14 protein-coding genes and 1 riboswitch are annotated in these 17,626 nt (G+C 30.8%); of the genes, 6 read left to right on the top strand and 8 right to left on the bottom strand.

Going from position 1 to position 17,626, the window contains the following annotated elements:
* Positions 1 to 21: 21 nt before the first annotated feature.
* The 3 genes from J9309_RS13320 to J9309_RS13310 form a co-directional block, all read right to left on the bottom strand.
* Positions 22 to 1,161, bottom strand: a complete 1,140-nt coding sequence (locus tag J9309_RS13320; protein WP_230476373.1) for an efflux RND transporter periplasmic adaptor subunit — start codon at positions 1,159 to 1,161, stop codon at positions 22 to 24.
* Positions 1,161 to 5,489: a CusA/CzcA family heavy metal efflux RND transporter gene (locus J9309_RS13315; protein ID WP_230476372.1), complete on the bottom strand. Its 4,329-nt coding sequence runs from the start codon at positions 5,487 to 5,489 to the stop codon at positions 1,161 to 1,163. The genes J9309_RS13320 and J9309_RS13315 overlap by 1 nt, the downstream gene beginning before the upstream one ends.
* Before the next feature lie 100 nt (positions 5,490 to 5,589).
* Positions 5,590 to 5,970, bottom strand: coding sequence for a hypothetical protein (locus J9309_RS13310; protein ID WP_230476371.1), 381 nt, complete (start codon positions 5,968 to 5,970; stop codon positions 5,590 to 5,592).
* Positions 5,971 to 6,193: 223 nt separating this feature from the next.
* Positions 6,194 to 6,377, top strand: a riboswitch (cobalamin riboswitch).
* A gap of 68 nt (positions 6,378 to 6,445) precedes the next feature.
* Between J9309_RS13310 and J9309_RS13305 the strand changes: the two genes are divergently transcribed.
* From J9309_RS13305 to J9309_RS13280, 6 genes are all read left to right on the top strand, one after another.
* Positions 6,446 to 7,546 carry a T9SS type A sorting domain-containing protein gene (locus J9309_RS13305; RefSeq protein WP_230476370.1) on the top strand — a complete coding sequence of 367 codons (1,101 nt, stop codon included), beginning with the start codon at positions 6,446 to 6,448 and terminating at the stop codon, positions 7,544 to 7,546.
* A gap of 320 nt (positions 7,547 to 7,866) precedes the next feature.
* A complete protein-coding gene (gene cobT / locus J9309_RS13300) occupies positions 7,867 to 8,892 on the top strand; it encodes a nicotinate-nucleotide--dimethylbenzimidazole phosphoribosyltransferase (protein WP_230476369.1) in 1,026 nt (341 codons plus the stop codon).
* Between the two features lie 2 nt (positions 8,893 to 8,894).
* On the top strand, positions 8,895 to 9,686 hold the full coding sequence (locus J9309_RS13295) for an adenosylcobinamide-GDP ribazoletransferase (RefSeq protein ID WP_230476368.1): 792 nt from the start codon (positions 8,895 to 8,897) through the stop codon (positions 9,684 to 9,686).
* Positions 9,668 to 10,219 (top strand): alpha-ribazole phosphatase family protein, encoded by a 552-nt coding sequence (gene cobC, locus J9309_RS13290; RefSeq protein WP_230476367.1) that lies wholly within the window; start codon positions 9,668 to 9,670, stop codon positions 10,217 to 10,219. The genes J9309_RS13295 and cobC overlap by 19 nt, the downstream gene beginning before the upstream one ends.
* A 126-nt stretch (positions 10,220 to 10,345) precedes the next feature.
* Positions 10,346 to 10,876 (top strand): YqiA/YcfP family alpha/beta fold hydrolase, encoded by a 531-nt coding sequence (locus J9309_RS13285; protein WP_230476366.1) that lies wholly within the window; start codon positions 10,346 to 10,348, stop codon positions 10,874 to 10,876.
* Positions 10,877 to 10,990: 114 nt separating this feature from the next.
* Entirely contained in the window at positions 10,991 to 12,226 is a 1,236-nt protein-coding gene (locus tag J9309_RS13280; protein ID WP_230476365.1) for a porin, read from the top strand.
* 50 nt (positions 12,227 to 12,276) lie between these two features.
* Here the strand turns inward: J9309_RS13280 and J9309_RS13275 are convergent, their stop codons facing one another.
* The 5 genes from J9309_RS13275 to J9309_RS13255 form a co-directional block, all read right to left on the bottom strand.
* Positions 12,277 to 13,323: an acyltransferase family protein gene (locus J9309_RS13275; RefSeq protein ID WP_230476364.1), complete on the bottom strand. Its 1,047-nt coding sequence runs from the start codon at positions 13,321 to 13,323 to the stop codon at positions 12,277 to 12,279.
* Positions 13,323 to 13,928 carry an IMPACT family protein gene (locus J9309_RS13270; protein ID WP_230476363.1) on the bottom strand — a complete coding sequence of 202 codons (606 nt, stop codon included), beginning with the start codon at positions 13,926 to 13,928 and terminating at the stop codon, positions 13,323 to 13,325. The genes J9309_RS13275 and J9309_RS13270 overlap by 1 nt, the downstream gene beginning before the upstream one ends.
* Entirely contained in the window at positions 13,921 to 14,964 is a 1,044-nt protein-coding gene (gene ribD / locus J9309_RS13265; RefSeq protein WP_230476362.1) for a bifunctional diaminohydroxyphosphoribosylaminopyrimidine deaminase/5-amino-6-(5-phosphoribosylamino)uracil reductase RibD, read from the bottom strand. Before ribD ends, J9309_RS13270 begins: the two co-directional genes overlap by 8 nt.
* Positions 14,965 to 14,979: 15 nt before the next feature.
* Positions 14,980 to 16,821 (bottom strand): DUF349 domain-containing protein, encoded by a 1,842-nt coding sequence (locus tag J9309_RS13260; protein ID WP_230476361.1) that lies wholly within the window; start codon positions 16,819 to 16,821, stop codon positions 14,980 to 14,982.
* Between the two features lie 70 nt (positions 16,822 to 16,891).
* Positions 16,892 to 17,626, bottom strand: coding sequence for a shikimate dehydrogenase family protein (locus tag J9309_RS13255; protein WP_230476360.1), 735 nt, complete (start codon positions 17,624 to 17,626; stop codon positions 16,892 to 16,894).

The raw sequence follows: 17,626 nt of genomic DNA, 5'->3' as shown, positions 1-17,626 counted from the left end.
CTCTTTAAAATTATATAGAAATTATTCTTCTTCCGCACTGCTATTTTTCATCGCTGTTATAAGGTTGTAAGCACCTTTTGTAATATAAACTTTGCCTGAATTAGCTGGTGATTTAATCTCAATCATTTTATTTGCAGACGTACCAATTGTAACTGGAATTAATTTGAATTGATTTTTATTCTGACGTTCAAAAACGAAATCTTTACCTTCGTAATGTACAACCGCATCTTCTGGTAAAACATTTGCCTTTAAAGAAGTTATTTCTAATTCAACATTAAAATACATATTCGCAGTTAATTGGATTCCATTTGGATTCGTAATACGCGCAAATACATCTACAGTTCCATCTTCATTCACTTGATTTGAAATCGATGAAATTTGAGCCGTTAATTGTTGCTCTGGATTGGCATTCGTATAAGCTTTTAAATATTGACCAATTTGTACGCTGACTAAATCTTTCTCAAAAACTTTTACGTTTAATAAAGAGGTATTTGGATTAATGATTTCCAGCATTGCATCGGCTGGAGAAACATATTGACCCGAATTAGCAAATACCTCGCTTACCATTCCACTAATTGGCGCATATACGTTTATTGTTCTACGAATACTTGACAATGAAACAGATGAAGGATTGATGTTCATTAATTTTAATTTCTCTTCTAACGCACGTTTTTTAACTAACAAAGTTTGTTGCGTCGCTTTTGCTTGTTGCATCATTTTATCACTTGCAGCTTTTTCTGCATTCAAATCTTTTTGGCGTGTATAATCTGCACTAGCTTGCTCTAACAACGCTTTTGTCGTTAAATAATCCTCTTGCATTTGGATATATTGCGGATCTTCTAAAACTACAACCACTTGTCCTTTTTGCACATAATTTCCAGGAATCAACGCAATTCTTTTCACATATCCTCCGAATGGATTGGTAATTGAAACTGTGTATTGCGGTGTAACTTCTGTCTTCGCATTTAAACGGATTGTCGTCGGTAAATTCTGATTTTGTAAGGATGCTGTATCAATTAGAAAATTCTTTAATTGCGCATCCGTTAATTTTAAAATCGAAGTTTCTGTTGCAGCTTGTTCGATTTCTACCTTATTTTTTTCTTCTTTATTACAGCTCATCAAAGCAATTGATGAACAAAGTATTACGATATGTTTTTTCATTATTGTGCAGTAAAATAAGTCATTGCGGCATTTGCCTGATCACGTAAGTTTTTGGCTTCTAAAAATTTTGTTTTCACATCGATGATTTGATTATTCAAAATTACCCAATCCAAAAAGTTAATTTCTCCTTCTAATAATTGATGATTAATAGTTTTCTGTAAATCATGCGATGCTGGAATTTGCGTTTGTTCAAAATCAGAAACAATTTCATCATACGCATTGATTTGATTTCTTACCACATCTAAATCTTGTTGCATTTTTGCTTGTTGTAACGAATAATTTTGTTTCGCGATATTCACTTTAATTTTTGACGCTTCGATGGATGAATTAATCCCACGATTAAAAATTGGTAATCCTACTCCAATTTGGAAAGAATTGTAACGATTTTGATCTAAATCTGAGAAGCTTTGGTTGGAATATCCAACTGAAAAAGTTGGAATTTTCTTCGATTTTTCAACTTCAGTTTCTAATGTTGAAGTTTGAATCGTTTCTTCTGCTAATTTTAGAATAGGATGATGAGTTGAAATAGTATTCAAGTTCATATCATACCAATTAATATCCGATTGAATTGGATAAATTTTAGAAGTCGTATTCGCTAAATATTGAATTTTACGAGATGAATTTTCTAATTCCACATCAATTAATTTAATTTGATTTTGAATCGATTTTAATTGAATAATAGCAGTCGAAACTTCACTTCGGTTCGATTCTCCTTTCTTTAAACGTAAATTTGCTTTATCTAAAAATTGCTGATAAATTGATTCGTTTTCTTTCAATAATTCACGTTGAGATTCATAATTCTGCATCAACACATACACATTCGCCAAACGTTGTTTAACTTCAATTTTCGTTAATTTTTCATTCGTTTTTGAAACATTAATCATTTGTTCATTTAATGCTTTCTGACGTTTAAAAACCACAGGAAATTGAAAATTTTGAGCAACTGTAATTTTATTATCAAATTGATTCGAATTCACTTGACCAAATTCAGCAGAAATATCTAACGGATCTAACGAACGATTCGCAAAGACATTTTTTTCGTGATACAATGAATTTAATTCCGCTTGTTTAACTTCTAAATTATTCACTTCCGCTAATTTCACAACTTCTTCAAAAGACATTCTTTCTTGTGCGTGAGCAGTAGTTCCTAAAAATGCAAAAGCAATTATTAGAGCTGTAGAAATCGCTTTTTTGTTTCTACGTTTCTTTTTAAATTGAATATGTTCGAACATGACATATAAGATTGGTAAGACAAATAAGGTTAAAAATGTGGCTCCTAATAAACCACCAATTACAACTGTTGCTAATGGACGTTGAACTTCGGCTCCAGAACCATTACTTATCGCCATAGGTAAGAAACCTAACGAGGCAACTGCAGCAGTCATTAAAACAGGACGTAAACGAGTTCTTGTACCCATGACAACGATTCGAGTTGTATTTTTGATTCCGTGATCTCGTAAACGATTGTATTCAGAAATTAAAACGATTCCGTTTAAAACCGCAATTCCAAAAAGAGCGATAAATCCAACACCCGCACTGATACTAAAAGGCATATCACGCGCAGCTAAAAATAAAACTCCACCAATTGACGATAATGGAATAGCCGTATAGATTAATAAACTTTCTTTGATGGATTTGAAAGCAAAGTATAATAAAACGAAAATTAAAACTAAAGCTACTGGAACCGCGATTCCTAAACGAGCTTTCGCTTGATTTAAGTTTTCGAATGCACCGCCGTAGGTTGTGTAATAACCAGTTGGTAATTTAACTTTTGCATCTACTTTTTGTTGTACTTCTTTTACTACGCTTTCAATATCTCGACCTTTTACATTAAATCCAATCACGATTCGACGTTTCGCATCTTCGCGCTGAATTTGATTCGGCGTATTTTTATAATCTACTTTCGCTAATTGACTCAAAGGAATTTGTGTTCCAGATGGCATAGGAATTAATAAGTTTCGAATGTCTTCGATATTTGCTCGTTTATCTTGTGCTAATCGAACCACTAAATCAAAACGTTTTTCTCCTTCGAAAACTTGACCAGTTGATTGACCAGCAAAAGCCATATTCACGATTCGATTAGCTTCTCCGATAGACAATCCATATTGAGCAATTAGCGCACGATTAAATTCGATAACAACTTGCGGAATCCCATTTACAGGTTCGATGTATAAATTATCTGTTCCTTCAACCGAATTGATGATTTTACCAATTTTTTGCGCATTTTCGACTAATTTATCTAAATCTTCTCCGAAAATTTTAATTACCACATCTTGTTTTGCACCTGTCATTAACTCATTAAAACGCATTTGAACTGGGAATTGGAAACTCACTGATAAACCAGGAATTTCTTCCAATTCTTTTTGCATTTTTTCCGATAATTCAGGGAAAGTTGTTGCAGAAGTCCATTCTTTTTTTGGTTTCAGAACGATTATCATGTCTCCAGCATCCATTGGCATTGGCTCGGTCGGAATTTCACCACTACCAATTTTTGTTACCACCATTTCAACTTCAGGGAAACGTTCTTTCAGTATTTTGGCTGCTTTCGTTGTATATTCAATGGTTGTAGAAATATTACTTCCTGGTAAAATACGTGCTTCAACGGCAAAATCTCCTTCCTCTAAAGCTGGAATAAATTCTCCACCTAAACGTGACATAACAAAGACAGCAACAGCAAATAAGGAAATAACAATAGTTAAAATAATCGTTCTTATTTTTAAAGCTTTGATTAAATATTTTTGATGAAATACCTCAATTTTTGCCATTACGCGATCTGAAAGATTTGGTTTTTCTTTCTTTTTACGGCTTAATAAAATACTCGACATCATCGGTACATAAGTCAAGGATAAAATAAATGCACCAACTAATGCAAAAGCAACGGTTTGCGCCATTGGTTTGAACATTTTTCCTTCGATACCTTGTAAACTAAATATTGGTAAATAAACAATTAAGATAATAATCTGGCCAAAAACAGCAGAATTCACCATTTTCTTAGCGGATTCTCCAACCGTTTGATCCATCTCTTTTTGAGATAATTTATTTTTCAATCCAAACTTTTTACTATGAGCGAGTTGATGCATAACAGCTTCAACAATAATTACTGCACCATCTACAATTAATCCAAAGTCTAAAGCACCCATACTCATCAAATTTCCTCCAACTCCAAACAAGTTCATCATGATGATGGCAAATAGTAATGAAAGCGGAATAACAGTGGCTACTATAATTCCAGCTCTTGCATTTCCTAAGAAAATTACTAAGATGAAAACTACAATTAATGCACCTTCTAATAAGTTGGTTTGAACTGTTGAAATGGTATTATCTACCATTTTTTTACGGTCTAAAAAAGGTTCTATGACAATTCCTTCGGGTAAAGTTTTCTTAATTTCTTCGATTCTCTTCTGTACATTCTTAACAACTTCTTGCGCATTTGCACCTTTTAGCATCATTACGATTGCACCAGAAACTTCTCCTTTATCGTTATACGTCATTGCACCATATCGTGTTGCGAAACCTGTTTTAACTTCGGCTACATCACGCATTAAGATTGGTGTTCCACTTCCTGATTGTTTAACGACAATATTTTCAATATCCTTGATAGAACCAATTAATCCTTCGGAACGAATAAATAATGAAGTTGGACCTTTTTCGATATAAGCTCCACCTGTATTTTGATTATTCGCGCTTAACGCTTCGAAAACATCATTAATAGTTAAGTTAAACGCTTGTAATTGTTGTGGATTAATTCCGATTTCGAATTGTTTTAATTTTCCACCAAAACTACTGACATCAGCAACTCCAGGAACACCTAATAATTGACGACGAACGATCCAATCTTGAATGGTGCGTAATTCGGTTTCGTCGTATTGATCTTCATATCCATCAGCGGGACGAACTACATATTGATAAATTTCTCCCAAACCTGTTGAAATCGGTCCCATTTGTGGTTCGCCAATTCCTTCTGGAATTTCGCTTTTAACTTGAGCTAACCGTTCGCTTACTTGCTGTCGTGCCCAAAAAACATCCGTATCGTCATCGAAAACTATGGTAACTAAAGATAAACCGAAACGTGAAAAACTACGAATTTCTGAAATTCCAGCAATGTTCGAATTGGCTTGTTCGATAGGAAATGTAACCAAACGTTCGATATCTTCTGCTCCAAAAGAAGGAGCAACTGTAATAATTTGAACCTGATTTGAGGTAATATCAGGTTGTGCATCCATAGGTAATTTAGTCGCTTCGAAAATCCCAAAAATTAACAAAGCAAGCGTAAATAAACCTACGATGAATTTATTCTTGATTGAAAAATCAATGATTTTATTTAACATCGTAAAATTGTATAAATGAGAATATTAGCTAGATGAAAAAATTCAAATAGCATAATGCATTTACGTTCTAATAAGACAGTAAATGGAAAATTTATAAAATTTACGCTTGTTTTGGCGGTTGCCAGATAGAATTTAAGTAATGCGAATAGAGATTACTTTCATCATAAAAGACGAAAATAGTTTCTATTTTATTTTTATGAATGAAAGGAGGAGTAAAAGTGAAATTTGGAATTTCTGCCAAATCAATGTTTGCAATTTCAACATTCATAAATGGCAATTTTTGATCCGTAGCCCAATCTTCATCTACCTCATGTCCACCGTAATGGTGAATCAGAAAGTTTTTCATTTCATTAAAGAAATCTCCACCTTTATCATGTTCGATAAAATGTGTTATGAAAACAGGTAACTTATAAAACTGTGATAATTGTGTTGCAGTTGTTAAGTATAAAAATGTAAATATGTAGATAATCCATGTTTTCACTTCACAAAACTAACGATTATTAACATAAATACGCAAATCATTTTAATAATTTGGAAGAAACAGAAATTAAGTGTGAAGATTTAATGATAATATTTAATCTTGTAAGTTTTAAAATTTAAATAAATATAACAGCTTATTATTTAATACGGTCAGCATTAATTGAAACCACAAAAAAATATTTAGAAATAAAGACATAACTCAATAAAATGTAAAAGAAAAGAATATATTTGCCGTCGATTTTGGTTAGACAATTATTGTCTATGAAAAGGGAATCGTGTGTGAATCACGAGCTGTACCCGCAACTGTAAGCTATCAAACTTATTAATTATATCACCCACTGGAAGTCGATCTGGGAAGGGAATTAATAAGATGCAAGTCAGGAGACCTGCCATTATTCATCAACTTTTTATCATACGTTCTGCATCAGCTTTTCGTACGCTAAAGTTTCGGGAGTTAAACTTTAAATTATTATTATATGAAAAGAATTACATTGTTATTCTTATTTTTTTCCATTTGTAGCTTTGCTCAATTTACTACGAATGATGTAAAATTCTATGTGGGCGAAGGAGATCGAACGGCTTACTTCATTGCTGATTTCAAGGACGGAACTGATGATCGTTCATATGTCTGGGGAATAAGATTTGATCAAGATGAACCAATTAATGGTACAGAAATGTTACAGTTAATTGCTGATTATGAGCCAAACTTTACTTATGAACAATCAAGTGGATTTTTAGATCGAATTGCTTTTAATCACCATGATTCGTATGAACAAGAATATGACTATTGGAGTTTATGGTATTCGAGAGATGGACAAAATTGGAATATGGGAGGTTGGATGACATCTGATCTTATAGATGGTTATTGGTACGCGGCTACATATGGTTTTGGAATGAATGTTCCAGGTCCAGATGCTCCTGTAGCACCAATTCCAGCATATTCTTCACAATGGTTACAGCAAAATTATGTATCTTCTTGGATTGGTACTGGTACAAATAACAGTTTAGTTATTATCGATTTTGGAACTGATACGAATAATGTTGCTGATTCTTTTGTTGTTGGAATCAATTACAATGGAAATATTACAGTAGAACAAGCATTACAGTTAATTCAAGAGAACAATACGGATTTTACTTTTTCAATTACAAATGATCAAATTTCAGCTTTACAATTAGGTAATTATTCGCAAACAACTACACCTAATTTGTTTAAAGGTACAGATTTATCGAATTGGATTACTCAAGAAAATACATCAAGTTTTACATTAACCGATAACCAATGGTTAGGAATTAGTTTTGGTACAAGAAGACCATATATTCCGCAAGAAATGCAAAATTTAAATACGAACGATTTTACAACATCTACATTACAAGTTTATCCAAACCCAACATCAGATTATGTTATTGTAGATTCAAAGGAAACGATTAAAGAAATTAAAATTTATACAACAATAGGTACTTTAGTAAAAACGGCGAAGATATCTAAAATTCAATTAAATGATTTGCCTTCAGGAATTTACTATTTAGAAGTATCAACAAATCAAACAAAAGAAATTAAAAAATTGATTAAAAAATAATTTTACTTTTTATAATGACCTCAACAATTTTGTTGAGGTCTTTTTATTGAAAAAGCTTCAATTCTGAATCTTAATATTAAGATAATGTAGAGGTTTTCTAAAATTGAAAATAATTTATATTTTTACTTTTTTAGTATAGTGCAACAGAAAACCCATTAAAAAGTTTGTGGTAAGCACTTATTTTAACGCAATTTTAGCTATATAAATAAGTTGCAAAACTGAATAAAATTATACTGAAATTTCTCAAGTTCAATTAGGAAATTACGTTATTTCTTAAATAGAATTTCTTGCTTTAAATCAAAATAATTTATTAAAATAAAATGATACAAAATTCAACTACTACTACATTAAACGAACAATTACAACAAAAAATTGATTTAAAAACTAAACCTTTAGGAGCGTTAGGATTATTAGAAAAATTAGCTTTCCAAATTGGTATGGTTCAACAATCATTAACTCCTCAGTTAATTAATCCTACGATTTTATTGTTTGCTGGTGACCACGGTGTTGCAAAAGCAGGAGTTAGCGCATATCCACCAGAAGTTACTTTTCAAATGGTTATGAATATTGTTCAGGGTGGTGCTGCAGTAACGGTTTTTTGTAAACAAAATAAACTTGATTTTTTAACCATTGATGCAGGAGTAAATTATGATTTTGGAATCGTAGATGGATTAATTGACAATAAAATAAATTTCGGAACTAAAAATTTCATTGTCGAGAAAGCAATGACTCGAAATGAATTGGATTTGTGTTTAGAAAAATCTGCTCAAGTTGTAAATCAAGTTGCCGATAATGATTGTAATGTTATAGGTTTCGGTGAAATGGGAATTGGAAACACATCTTCTGCATCTATGATTATGCATCATATCACAAAAATCCCTTTAAAAGATTGTATTGGTAGAGGAACTGGTTTAGATGAAGAACAATTAAATAAAAAAATTGAACTGTTATCTGAAGCTAATGAATTTCATGGCGCTTTAAACGATCCAATGGAAATTCTTCAAACGTATGGTGGTTTTGAAGTTGCGCAGATATGTGGAGCAATGGTAGCTGCATACAAAAACAGGATGTTAATTTTGGTTGATGGATTTATTGCGACAAGTGCATTTTTAGTAGCTCAAGCTTTGTATCCAGAAATAAAAGATTATGCAGTTTTTTGTCATAACAGTAACGAAATTGGGCATCAAAAAATGTTGAATTATTTAGAAGTAAAACCTTTATTAAATTTAGAAATGAGAGTAGGAGAGGGAACAGGTTGTGCCTTGGCTTATCCAATTCTTGAAAACGCAGTTGCTTTTCTTAATGAAATGGCAAGTTTTGAAAGTGCTGGCGTTTCTAACAAATAATCATGAAAAGAGAACTAGAATTATTTTGGATCGCTTTAATATTTTATACTCGTATTCCAATTCCATTTAAAATTGAGTATACTGATGATAAACTAAATAAAGCTACACGATATTTTCCATTAATTGGGTATGTAGTAGGATTAGTATCCTTTATTGCATATTTTTTATTGCAATTTGTTTTGCCTTTAGAATTAAGTGTAATTGGATCATTAGTAGTTGGAATCTTAACAACCGGAGCATTTCATGAAGATGGTTTAGCCGATTTTTTTGATGGTTTTGGCGGTGGTTGGACAAAAGAAAAAATCCTTGATATTATGAAGGATAGCCGTGTGGGCACATACGGTATGGTTGCGACAATTATTCAATTAGCGATAAAATATTTTGGTTTAATTTATCTGATTCCAATTTTTACACAATTTGGTGTTTTAGCAATATTAATATTATTTATAGGCTATCATGCTTTTGCTCGATTGGCTGCGATTTCGTTAAGTTTCGTTTTGGATTATGTTCGTGATGATGAGAAAAGCAAAGCAAAGCCAATAGCTAAAAAACAAACTTCAACAGAATTATTTTGGGTATGTATATTCGGCCTAATTCCATTCCTTATCATCTGCTCTTATTCGATATATTTTATATTTTCTATCGTTCCTGTTTTTTTTATTTTACTGTATTTTAAAAACTTTTTATACAAATGGATTGGCGGTTATACAGGAGATTGTTTAGGAGCAGTAGAACAAATTTGTGAATCAATTTATTTAATAAGTTTATTAGCTATATGGAACTTTATATCATAAGACATACACCAGTAGATCTAGAGAAAGGCACTTGTTACGGACAAAGTGACGTAGAATTAATCAAGGATTTTATTGATTATAGTTCTTATTATAAAAATGAATTACCATCGACTTTCGACAAAATAATTAGTAGTCCTTTAAAAAGATGTACGCAGTTAGTTACCGAATTAGGTTTTAATAACTATGAAACGGACAAGCGATTGATGGAAATGAATTTTGGGGATTGGGAACTTAAGAAATGGGATGATATTCCGATGGAAGAATCAGAAAATTGGATGACAAATTTTGATTCAGTTTCAACTCCAAATGGAGAATCGATGCAGCAACTCTTTGATCGGGTGAATTCATTTTATCAAGAAATTAAAAACAGTCCTTATCAAAAAGTATTACTGGTAACTCATGCCGGACCAATTCGTTGTTTTTGGAAAATTATCTTGGCTATAGATTTAAAAAATACAATGAAAATTCCAGTAGATTTTGGTGAAGTTTTAGTTTTGGATACAACTTTTGAGACGATTAATCGAAAGAAATAATTTTATTCGAAATGTAATACAATACTAATCATTGTTATTTATCGATTTATTGTAATTATTTATCAAAGTGTCAAATGAATAAAATTTGAATTTTTATACATTTGCGGTCGCTTTAAATCGAAAATTATGATAGCTGAAGGTAGTAGAATATTTTATATCCACGGATTATACGGGTCAAGAAGTTCAAGAAAATTTGGATTTATTCAACAAAAATATCCAACAGCTATTTGCTTGGAATGGAAATTCAATGATAATTTAACTGAATTTTTGGAAAATACATTCCATATGTTAGAAACTGTGCAAGAGCCAATTACTTTGATTGGTAGTTCGGTTGGTGGAAATTTTGCATGGCAAATTCAACAAAAATTATTGAATGAAGGAATTAAATGTGATTTAATTTTAATCAATCCAATGGTTGAATTGATGTACAAATTCGAAGATAACTTCCCTAATCATTTAGTACAATATTTGAAGCCGATGAATTATTTTATCAATACGAAAGTGATTATTGGTTTACAAGATGAAATTTTAGATGCTCATCAAATTAAAGCCTTCTTTGAAATGTACGATTATAATAATCCTAACCGTATTGAAATAATTTTGGTGGAAGACGACCACAGAATCTCTAAATTTAATGATTTATTGGGTGATTTATAAATAGTTATGTACTTTAGTAATTATTGAATGACTTAAATTTTAAATGTAAACTTAACATTAAATTAAAGTTGATAAATCGTTAATTTACCTATTTTCGCAACACAAACAATAAACATGAAAAAATTACTTTTCTCACTTTTTTTTGTTCCATTCGCTTTTGTAGATGCTCAAACTGATTCTACAATTGTAAAACCAAAAAAAGAAATTAAAAAAGACGATTATAAAATTGATATGTCTCCTTATTACAGTTACGGAGATGGTTTAGGAATAACTTCTGCTGATAGTATTTACCAAGTAAATATTCGATTTAGAATGCAAAATCGTATAACGTATTTCAATAACGAGGACGAAGAAGATGCGATTGATGCACAAATTCGTCGTTTACGTTTACGTTTTGACGGTTATGTAGGTAATCCAAAATTTGAATATTCTATTCAATTATCATTTGCATCTGGAGATGTAGGGATTGCTGAAGAAGGAAAAAATACGAATATCATTCGTGATGCCATGATTTTTTACAAACCAAATAAACATTGGAGTTTTGGTTTTGGTCAAACAAAATTACCAGGGAATAGACAAAGAATTAACTCTTCTGGGGCACTTCAGTTAACAGATCGTTCGATTAATAATGCAGATTTTAATATTGATCGTGATTTTGGTTTACATGTTCAGCACAGTAAAAAGCAAAATGATAAGTTTTCTTATACCTTACGTGGAGCAATTTCTAGTGGTGAAGGGCGTAACTGGACACAATTTAACGATACTGGTTTAGCTTATACAGGTAAAGTAGAATTATTACCATTAGGTTCATTTAAAAATGATGGAACTAATTTCGAAGGTGATATTATGCGTGAAGAAAAACCAAAATTAATGGTTTCTGCAGCCTATTCATATAACAACAATGCGCATCGTACACAAGGGCAATTAGGAGACGAAATGTTTGGTACAGCCAATATTCAGTCATTGTTTTTAGATGCGATGTTAAAATATAACGGTTGGGCATTTATGTATGCTTACATGAACCGTAATTCTGATACAATTTTCTCTTATAATCCTGAAGATGCATCAGATTTTAGATATGTATTTGCTGGTCATGGACACGATTTTCAGACATCTTATACTTTCCCTAAAAATTATGAAGTAATTGGACGATATTCTAATCAAAAGGTAAAGAATGAAATTTTCCAATTTGCTCCAAATTCTAATCAATTTAGTTTAGGGTTAACAAAATATATTTGGGAACACGCTTTCAAATTACAAGCTGAGGTTACATATGAGAATTTAAAATTCTATGATCAATCTACTAAAGACAACTGGTACGCACGTTTACAAGTAGAAATAGGAATTTAAAAAAAAGATATAATAAAAAACGGGTTGAAATTAATTTCAACCCGTTTTTTTTATTTTGTAAAGATTTGTTTAATCTTTTTTGCTAATGGTTTTTCAAAATATTCAAAACATAAAATACTTAGAATAATTGCGATGGTAAAATAAACAAATATCTTAATGAAATCATATCCTTCAGGAACTAGATAATTTCCATATTTTATTACAATCATATGTAGCATATAAAAACCGAAACTAATTTCTCCCAAATAAACTAAGGTTTTATTTTGTAATAATTTTGAGATAAATCCTCTTTGTAATGCGAATACAAAAGTGATTAATACCATTGGAATCCAATAATAGATATTAAATCTAAATGGTCTAGGAACTTGATCATAATAGGTGAAAAATAGTACGAAAACTGCTAAAGCTCCAATTTCTATTAATGTTCCAACTGAAAATGAAATTTCTTTGTCTTTTACTTTTTTATAAATCTGGCACAAGATTATTCCTAAAATAAAATCTAAACTACGTACAATTGGATTGACATAATAAAAGCCTTTTTCCCAATCTTTATGACCGTTTACATAAGGTTCGAAATATATGATTAAAGGTATTGCAACGATAAATAATGTATATTTTAACCATTTGTATTTATGTAACCAAATAATGTATAAAGGAAACATTAAATAGAAGAAAAACTCTGTAGAAATACTCCAAGAAACGTTATTGATAGAAAAATTATAGTCCTTGATTGGTATATACGATTGCAACAATAAAAAATTTAGAATTGCTTTATCCCAACCAAAAATTCCATTCATTATAACAAGCGGAATCATCAATGCAAATGTGAGTAGATGCAAAGGATAAATCCTTGCCACACGTGCAATGTAGAAATTTTTGTAGGAGAATTTTGAGTTATCAATTATTTTATGTTCATAATTTAAAGCTAATACAAATCCGCTTAAAATAAAGAAAAATCCTACACCTACGTATCCTTCAAAAAACACAACGTTTTTTAGCCAATTGTACCAATGTAAATCTGTTTTTACAAAAGTTAAATGTGATAAGAATACAGCGAATGCGAAAAAGAATCGCAAAGAAGTTAAGCTGTTTAGCATTAGTCTATAATTTTTATTTCCATTTGATAATATTCGTCAAATTGTCGAATAAAATCATCTAATTTACTTTCTCTAACCGATATGGTGAACATACATTTATCAGTGAAATTTTTATCCTTTATTTCGCCATCCATACGCTCAACATTACGTTCTACAATTCCTTGCTGGTCGTAGTTGAAAATCATTTTAACCCTTTTTGTAACGAATTTCTCAACGATTTCGGCTTCCTCTAAAACAACTTGTGCAGCATATTTGTATGCTTTAACCAGTCCAGGAATTCCTAATTTTGTTCCGCCATAATATCGGACAGATACAATTAAAACATTGGTGATTTCGTTGGATAAAATTTGATTATAAATTGGTAAACCTGCTGATCCTCCAGGTTCGCCATCATCATTTGCTCTAAATTTTTTACCGTCAATTCCAATACTATAAGCATAGCAATGATGCGTTGCATCTGGCCATTTTTCGTATAATTGACCTAAATAAAATTCAACATCATCTTCAGAATCAACAGGAAATGCATAATTGATAAATTTGCTTCCAGATTCTTTAAAAATGATATCTTCTACAGGTTCTTTTATCGTTCTGAATGAATCAGTCATTTTCTTGATTTCTAATTACAGTAACGTAATCGTTTAATATTTTGTTTTGTTTTACCCTTTTACCGTAAACGATTGGAGCTTTTATACCTTCGTTCCAAAAAGTGTCTGAAGTTAATATTCTTGCTTCATCCCACAAATTTAAATCAATAAATTTTTGAATCGTATCACTACCACCTTCAACAATCAAACTTTGAAAATTATTTTGGTATAGATAATCTAAAATAGGAGGGATTATATTTTCATTAAAATCAATCTTTATAAGTTTTAGATTTTCTTGCTCAGAATCTTCAATGGCATTAAATATTACTGTTGGAACACTTTGGTCATACAAATGATAATTTCTAGGAATTGCTAAAAATTTATCAATAGACAATCTCAGTGGATTTTTTCCATGCCAGTATCTTGTATTTAATTGTGGATTATCAATTAAAGCAGTTTTTTTACCTACTAAAATTGCTTGTTCTTCTGTGCGCCATTGATGGACAATTTGTTTAGAAAAACGATTCGTTATCCATTTTTGTACATCATCATGCCCCATAAATCCATCTTGAGTTTGTGCCCATTTCAAAATAATGTATGGTCTTTTTTGTTGATGAAATGTAATAAAACGACGATTCAAATCGATGCATTCTTGTTCTAAAACACCAAGCGTTACATCAACTCCGTTTTCTAATAATTTTAGATACCCTTGTCCGTTTACTTCCGCAAATGGATCTAGCGTTCCTATTACAACTCGTTTAAAATTTTTGGCTATAACCAAATCGCAACAAGGCGGTGTTTTGCCGTAATGCGAACATGGTTCTAACGTAACATATAAAGTACTTTCACTTAAAAGTGATTGATTTTTAATACTATTCACAGCATTTACTTCAGCATGTGGTCCACCATATTTCGAAGTAAATCCTTCGCCTATAATTTTTCCGTTATGAACTATTATAGAACCAACAAACGGATTAGGATATGTAGATCCTAATCCGTTTTGAGCAATTTGAATACAACGAGCCATAAATTGCTCATCGATATTATTTTGTGACATTTATTTCTTGGTCATTTAAAATTCAACACTGTAAAGTGTTCTTAGTTTTACTTCTGCATCAGTCAATTTTGCACGTTTTTCTTCAATTTGTTTGTAAACATCTTTTAGCAAAGGACTGTTTGCATCTGCATTAGCAAAGAAACTTACGTTATTGTCTAATTGATTGATTTCTTTTTCTAAATCCTCAATTACCTTTTTAGTTTTACGAATTTCTTCATCTAAAGTTCTACTGTCTTTATTTGATATAATTTGATCAATTAAAGTTTGTAGTTTAAAATCTTGAATCTGATGTTGCGATAATTGTAACGATTTTAATTTTTCGTTGTACAATTTCGTAAATTCTTGGTTGATTTCAGTTTTATTACTTGGTAATTTTCCGATTTCGTTCCATTTAGAATTTAAACTTGTCAATAAATTTAAAGCTTCCTCTTTATTTTCAGGAAGTTGAATTGTTTTGAATTCATTTAATAAATCAGTTTTTAAAACTAAATTTTGTTCAAATTGTTCATTAAACTCATTCTGACGATTTTTATAGCGATCAAAAAATTGATTACAAGTTTCTTTAAATTCTTTCCAAATTTTGTCAGAGTTTTTGCGCGGAACATGCCCAATGTTTTTCCAGTCGTTTTGGATTTTTTTAATCACTTTAACACTGTTATTCCAATCACGACTATCCTTGTGTTCTTTAGCAATTTCTAATAAAGCTAATTTCTTTTTTAAATTGTCTTGCTGTTCGTTTTTCAGTGTTTTGTAGAAATCGTTCTTTATATGATTAAATTCGCGTGTAGCTTCTTTAAAAGCATCCCACGTTTTATTATTTTTATCTTTAGGAACACGACCAACAGTTAGGAAAGAATCTCTTAAATCATTAATTTCTTTAATAGCTTTTTGCAATTCTACGTGCGATTTTTTATTCGCAGTAGATGCTATTTCTTTTATTTTATTAATGATTTCAAGCTTCTTCTCGTAATTTGAATTTTGTTCATTTTTGATACGTTCGTTTAAAATAGCTTTACGATCATGTATTTTATTAGTCAATGATTTGAAAAGTTGCCATGTTTCCTCACGTTTTTCTTCGATTACAGGAACAGCTTCTTCTTTCCATAAACGGTGTAAATATTGTAGCTCGTTTAATGCTTTTTGTACATTTTCTTCAGCTACTAATTCTTCAGCACGTTTAATGATAGAATATCTAACTTCTAAATTATGTTGGTAATCCAAAGATTGTAATTCTTTGTTCATGTCCAAATATTTGTAGAAATTATCTAAATGAAAGAAATAATTTTTGAACACATTTTCAGCATTAGATGCTGGAATTCTACCTGCGTTATGCCACCTTGTTTTTAAATCACGGAATGATTTAAACATTTGAGTGTTGGATTCGTTTTGTTCAGTATAAAGTGCTTTTAACTCATCAATGATAGCTAAACGCTCAACAAGATTTGCTTTTTCTTGTTTTTCGTTTTCTTTATGATATATTGAAATTTGATGTTTATAATCATTGTAAACCATAGCAAATTTAGATTTATAACTGTTTTCGTATTTAAAATCTAAAACATCACCACCATCAGCAAGAAAAGCTTCTTTCTTTAGGTTTTCATCATGTTCAATTTTTTGACGAAAAACATCTTTGATTTGCTCAATGTGATTTCTGATTTGGTTTACAGGATATTTATTAAGAAGATTCTTAGCTTCATCAATCAATACATCAAATCCAAAAGATTCATAATCCTTCTTTTCAATTACAATATCTTGCTTTGAATCGTTATTTTCACTTAGTTTGTATGACTCGTTATTTTGGTCATTAGATAAGTTTGATGCTAAGTTTTGTCCGTCTGCCGGGTGCAGGTTATCCATTTCAATACTCATAAATAGAAAGTTTTGTTCCTAACAAATCTAATAAAACAAAACTATAAAATCAAGTGAATTACAATACTTTATTCCATATTTCCCAAGATTTTTCAGCTTGTTGTATCAGCATTTCAAATCCGTTTTTGATTGTTGCACCTTTGTCTAATCCATTTTGTATAAATTGAGTTACCTCTGGATTATAGATTAAATCATATAATAAATGATCTGATGTTAAAAATTCGTACGGAATATTTGGAGCTGACGTAATGTTAGGAAATGTCCCGATTGGCGAACAATTGATAATTAAATGATGAGTTTTAATAATAGCTTCATTTAAATCATCATAGGTAATTCTGTTGTATGATTTCTCTCTTGAAACAATCTGAAATTCTATTCCTAATTTATTTAAAACATAAATAATAGCCTTTGCAGCGCCTCCGTAGCCTAACACTAAAGCTTTTGTATGATTTGATTTTAAAAGAGGTTGTAAAGAAGTTTCAAATCCGAAACAATCCGTATTATGACCAATTTTTTTACCATCTTGAATTAAAACCGTATTCACAGCTCCAATTTCTTTTGCTTCTGGCGAAAGGTTGTCTAAATATGATATAATTTTCTGTTTATAAGGAATGGTTACATTAAAACCTTTTAAACCTTCAATTTCGAATACTTTTTCTACTTCTTGGATTTGCTGTAAATCAAAAACATCATAGGCAGAACCTACGATGTTTTCGTTTTTAAATTTATCAGCAAAATAACCTTTGGAAAAAGAGTAGGAGATGTTTCTCCCGATTAATCCAAATTGTTTCAT

It is taken from the genome of Faecalibacter bovis, assembly GCF_017948305.1.
GTDB lineage: Bacteria > Bacteroidota > Bacteroidia > Flavobacteriales > Weeksellaceae > Empedobacter > Empedobacter bovis.
Note: the sequence above shows the minus strand (reverse complement) of the source record. Positions and strands in the feature narration are given on the sequence as shown.

What these genes read in the sequence shown, in the direction of transcription:
- J9309_RS13320 (WP_230476373.1), bottom strand. Translation starts at nt 1,161, where the DNA reads ATGAAAAAACATATCGTAATACTTTGTTCATCAATTGCTTTGATGAGC.
- J9309_RS13315 (WP_230476372.1), bottom strand. Translation starts at nt 5,489, where the DNA reads ATGTTAAATAAAATCATTGATTTTTCAATCAAGAATAAATTCATCGTA.
- J9309_RS13305 (WP_230476370.1), top strand. Translation starts at nt 6,446, where the DNA reads ATGAAAAGAATTACATTGTTATTCTTATTTTTTTCCATTTGTAGCTTT.
- cobT (WP_230476369.1), top strand. Translation starts at nt 7,867, where the DNA reads ATGATACAAAATTCAACTACTACTACATTAAACGAACAATTACAACAA.
- J9309_RS13295 (WP_230476368.1), top strand. Translation starts at nt 8,895, where the DNA reads ATGAAAAGAGAACTAGAATTATTTTGGATCGCTTTAATATTTTATACT.
- cobC (WP_230476367.1), top strand. Translation starts at nt 9,668, where the DNA reads ATGGAACTTTATATCATAAGACATACACCAGTAGATCTAGAGAAAGGC.
- J9309_RS13285 (WP_230476366.1), top strand. Translation starts at nt 10,346, where the DNA reads ATGATAGCTGAAGGTAGTAGAATATTTTATATCCACGGATTATACGGG.
- J9309_RS13280 (WP_230476365.1), top strand. Translation starts at nt 10,991, where the DNA reads ATGAAAAAATTACTTTTCTCACTTTTTTTTGTTCCATTCGCTTTTGTA.
- J9309_RS13275 (WP_230476364.1), bottom strand. Translation starts at nt 13,323, where the DNA reads ATGCTAAACAGCTTAACTTCTTTGCGATTCTTTTTCGCATTCGCTGTA.
- J9309_RS13270 (WP_230476363.1), bottom strand. Translation starts at nt 13,928, where the DNA reads ATGACTGATTCATTCAGAACGATAAAAGAACCTGTAGAAGATATCATT.
- ribD (WP_230476362.1), bottom strand. Translation starts at nt 14,964, where the DNA reads ATGTCACAAAATAATATCGATGAGCAATTTATGGCTCGTTGTATTCAA.
- J9309_RS13260 (WP_230476361.1), bottom strand. Translation starts at nt 16,821, where the DNA reads ATGGATAACCTGCACCCGGCAGACGGACAAAACTTAGCATCAAACTTA.
- J9309_RS13255 (WP_230476360.1), bottom strand. Translation starts at nt 17,626, where the DNA reads ATGAAACAATTTGGATTAATCGGGAGAAACATCTCCTACTCTTTTTCC.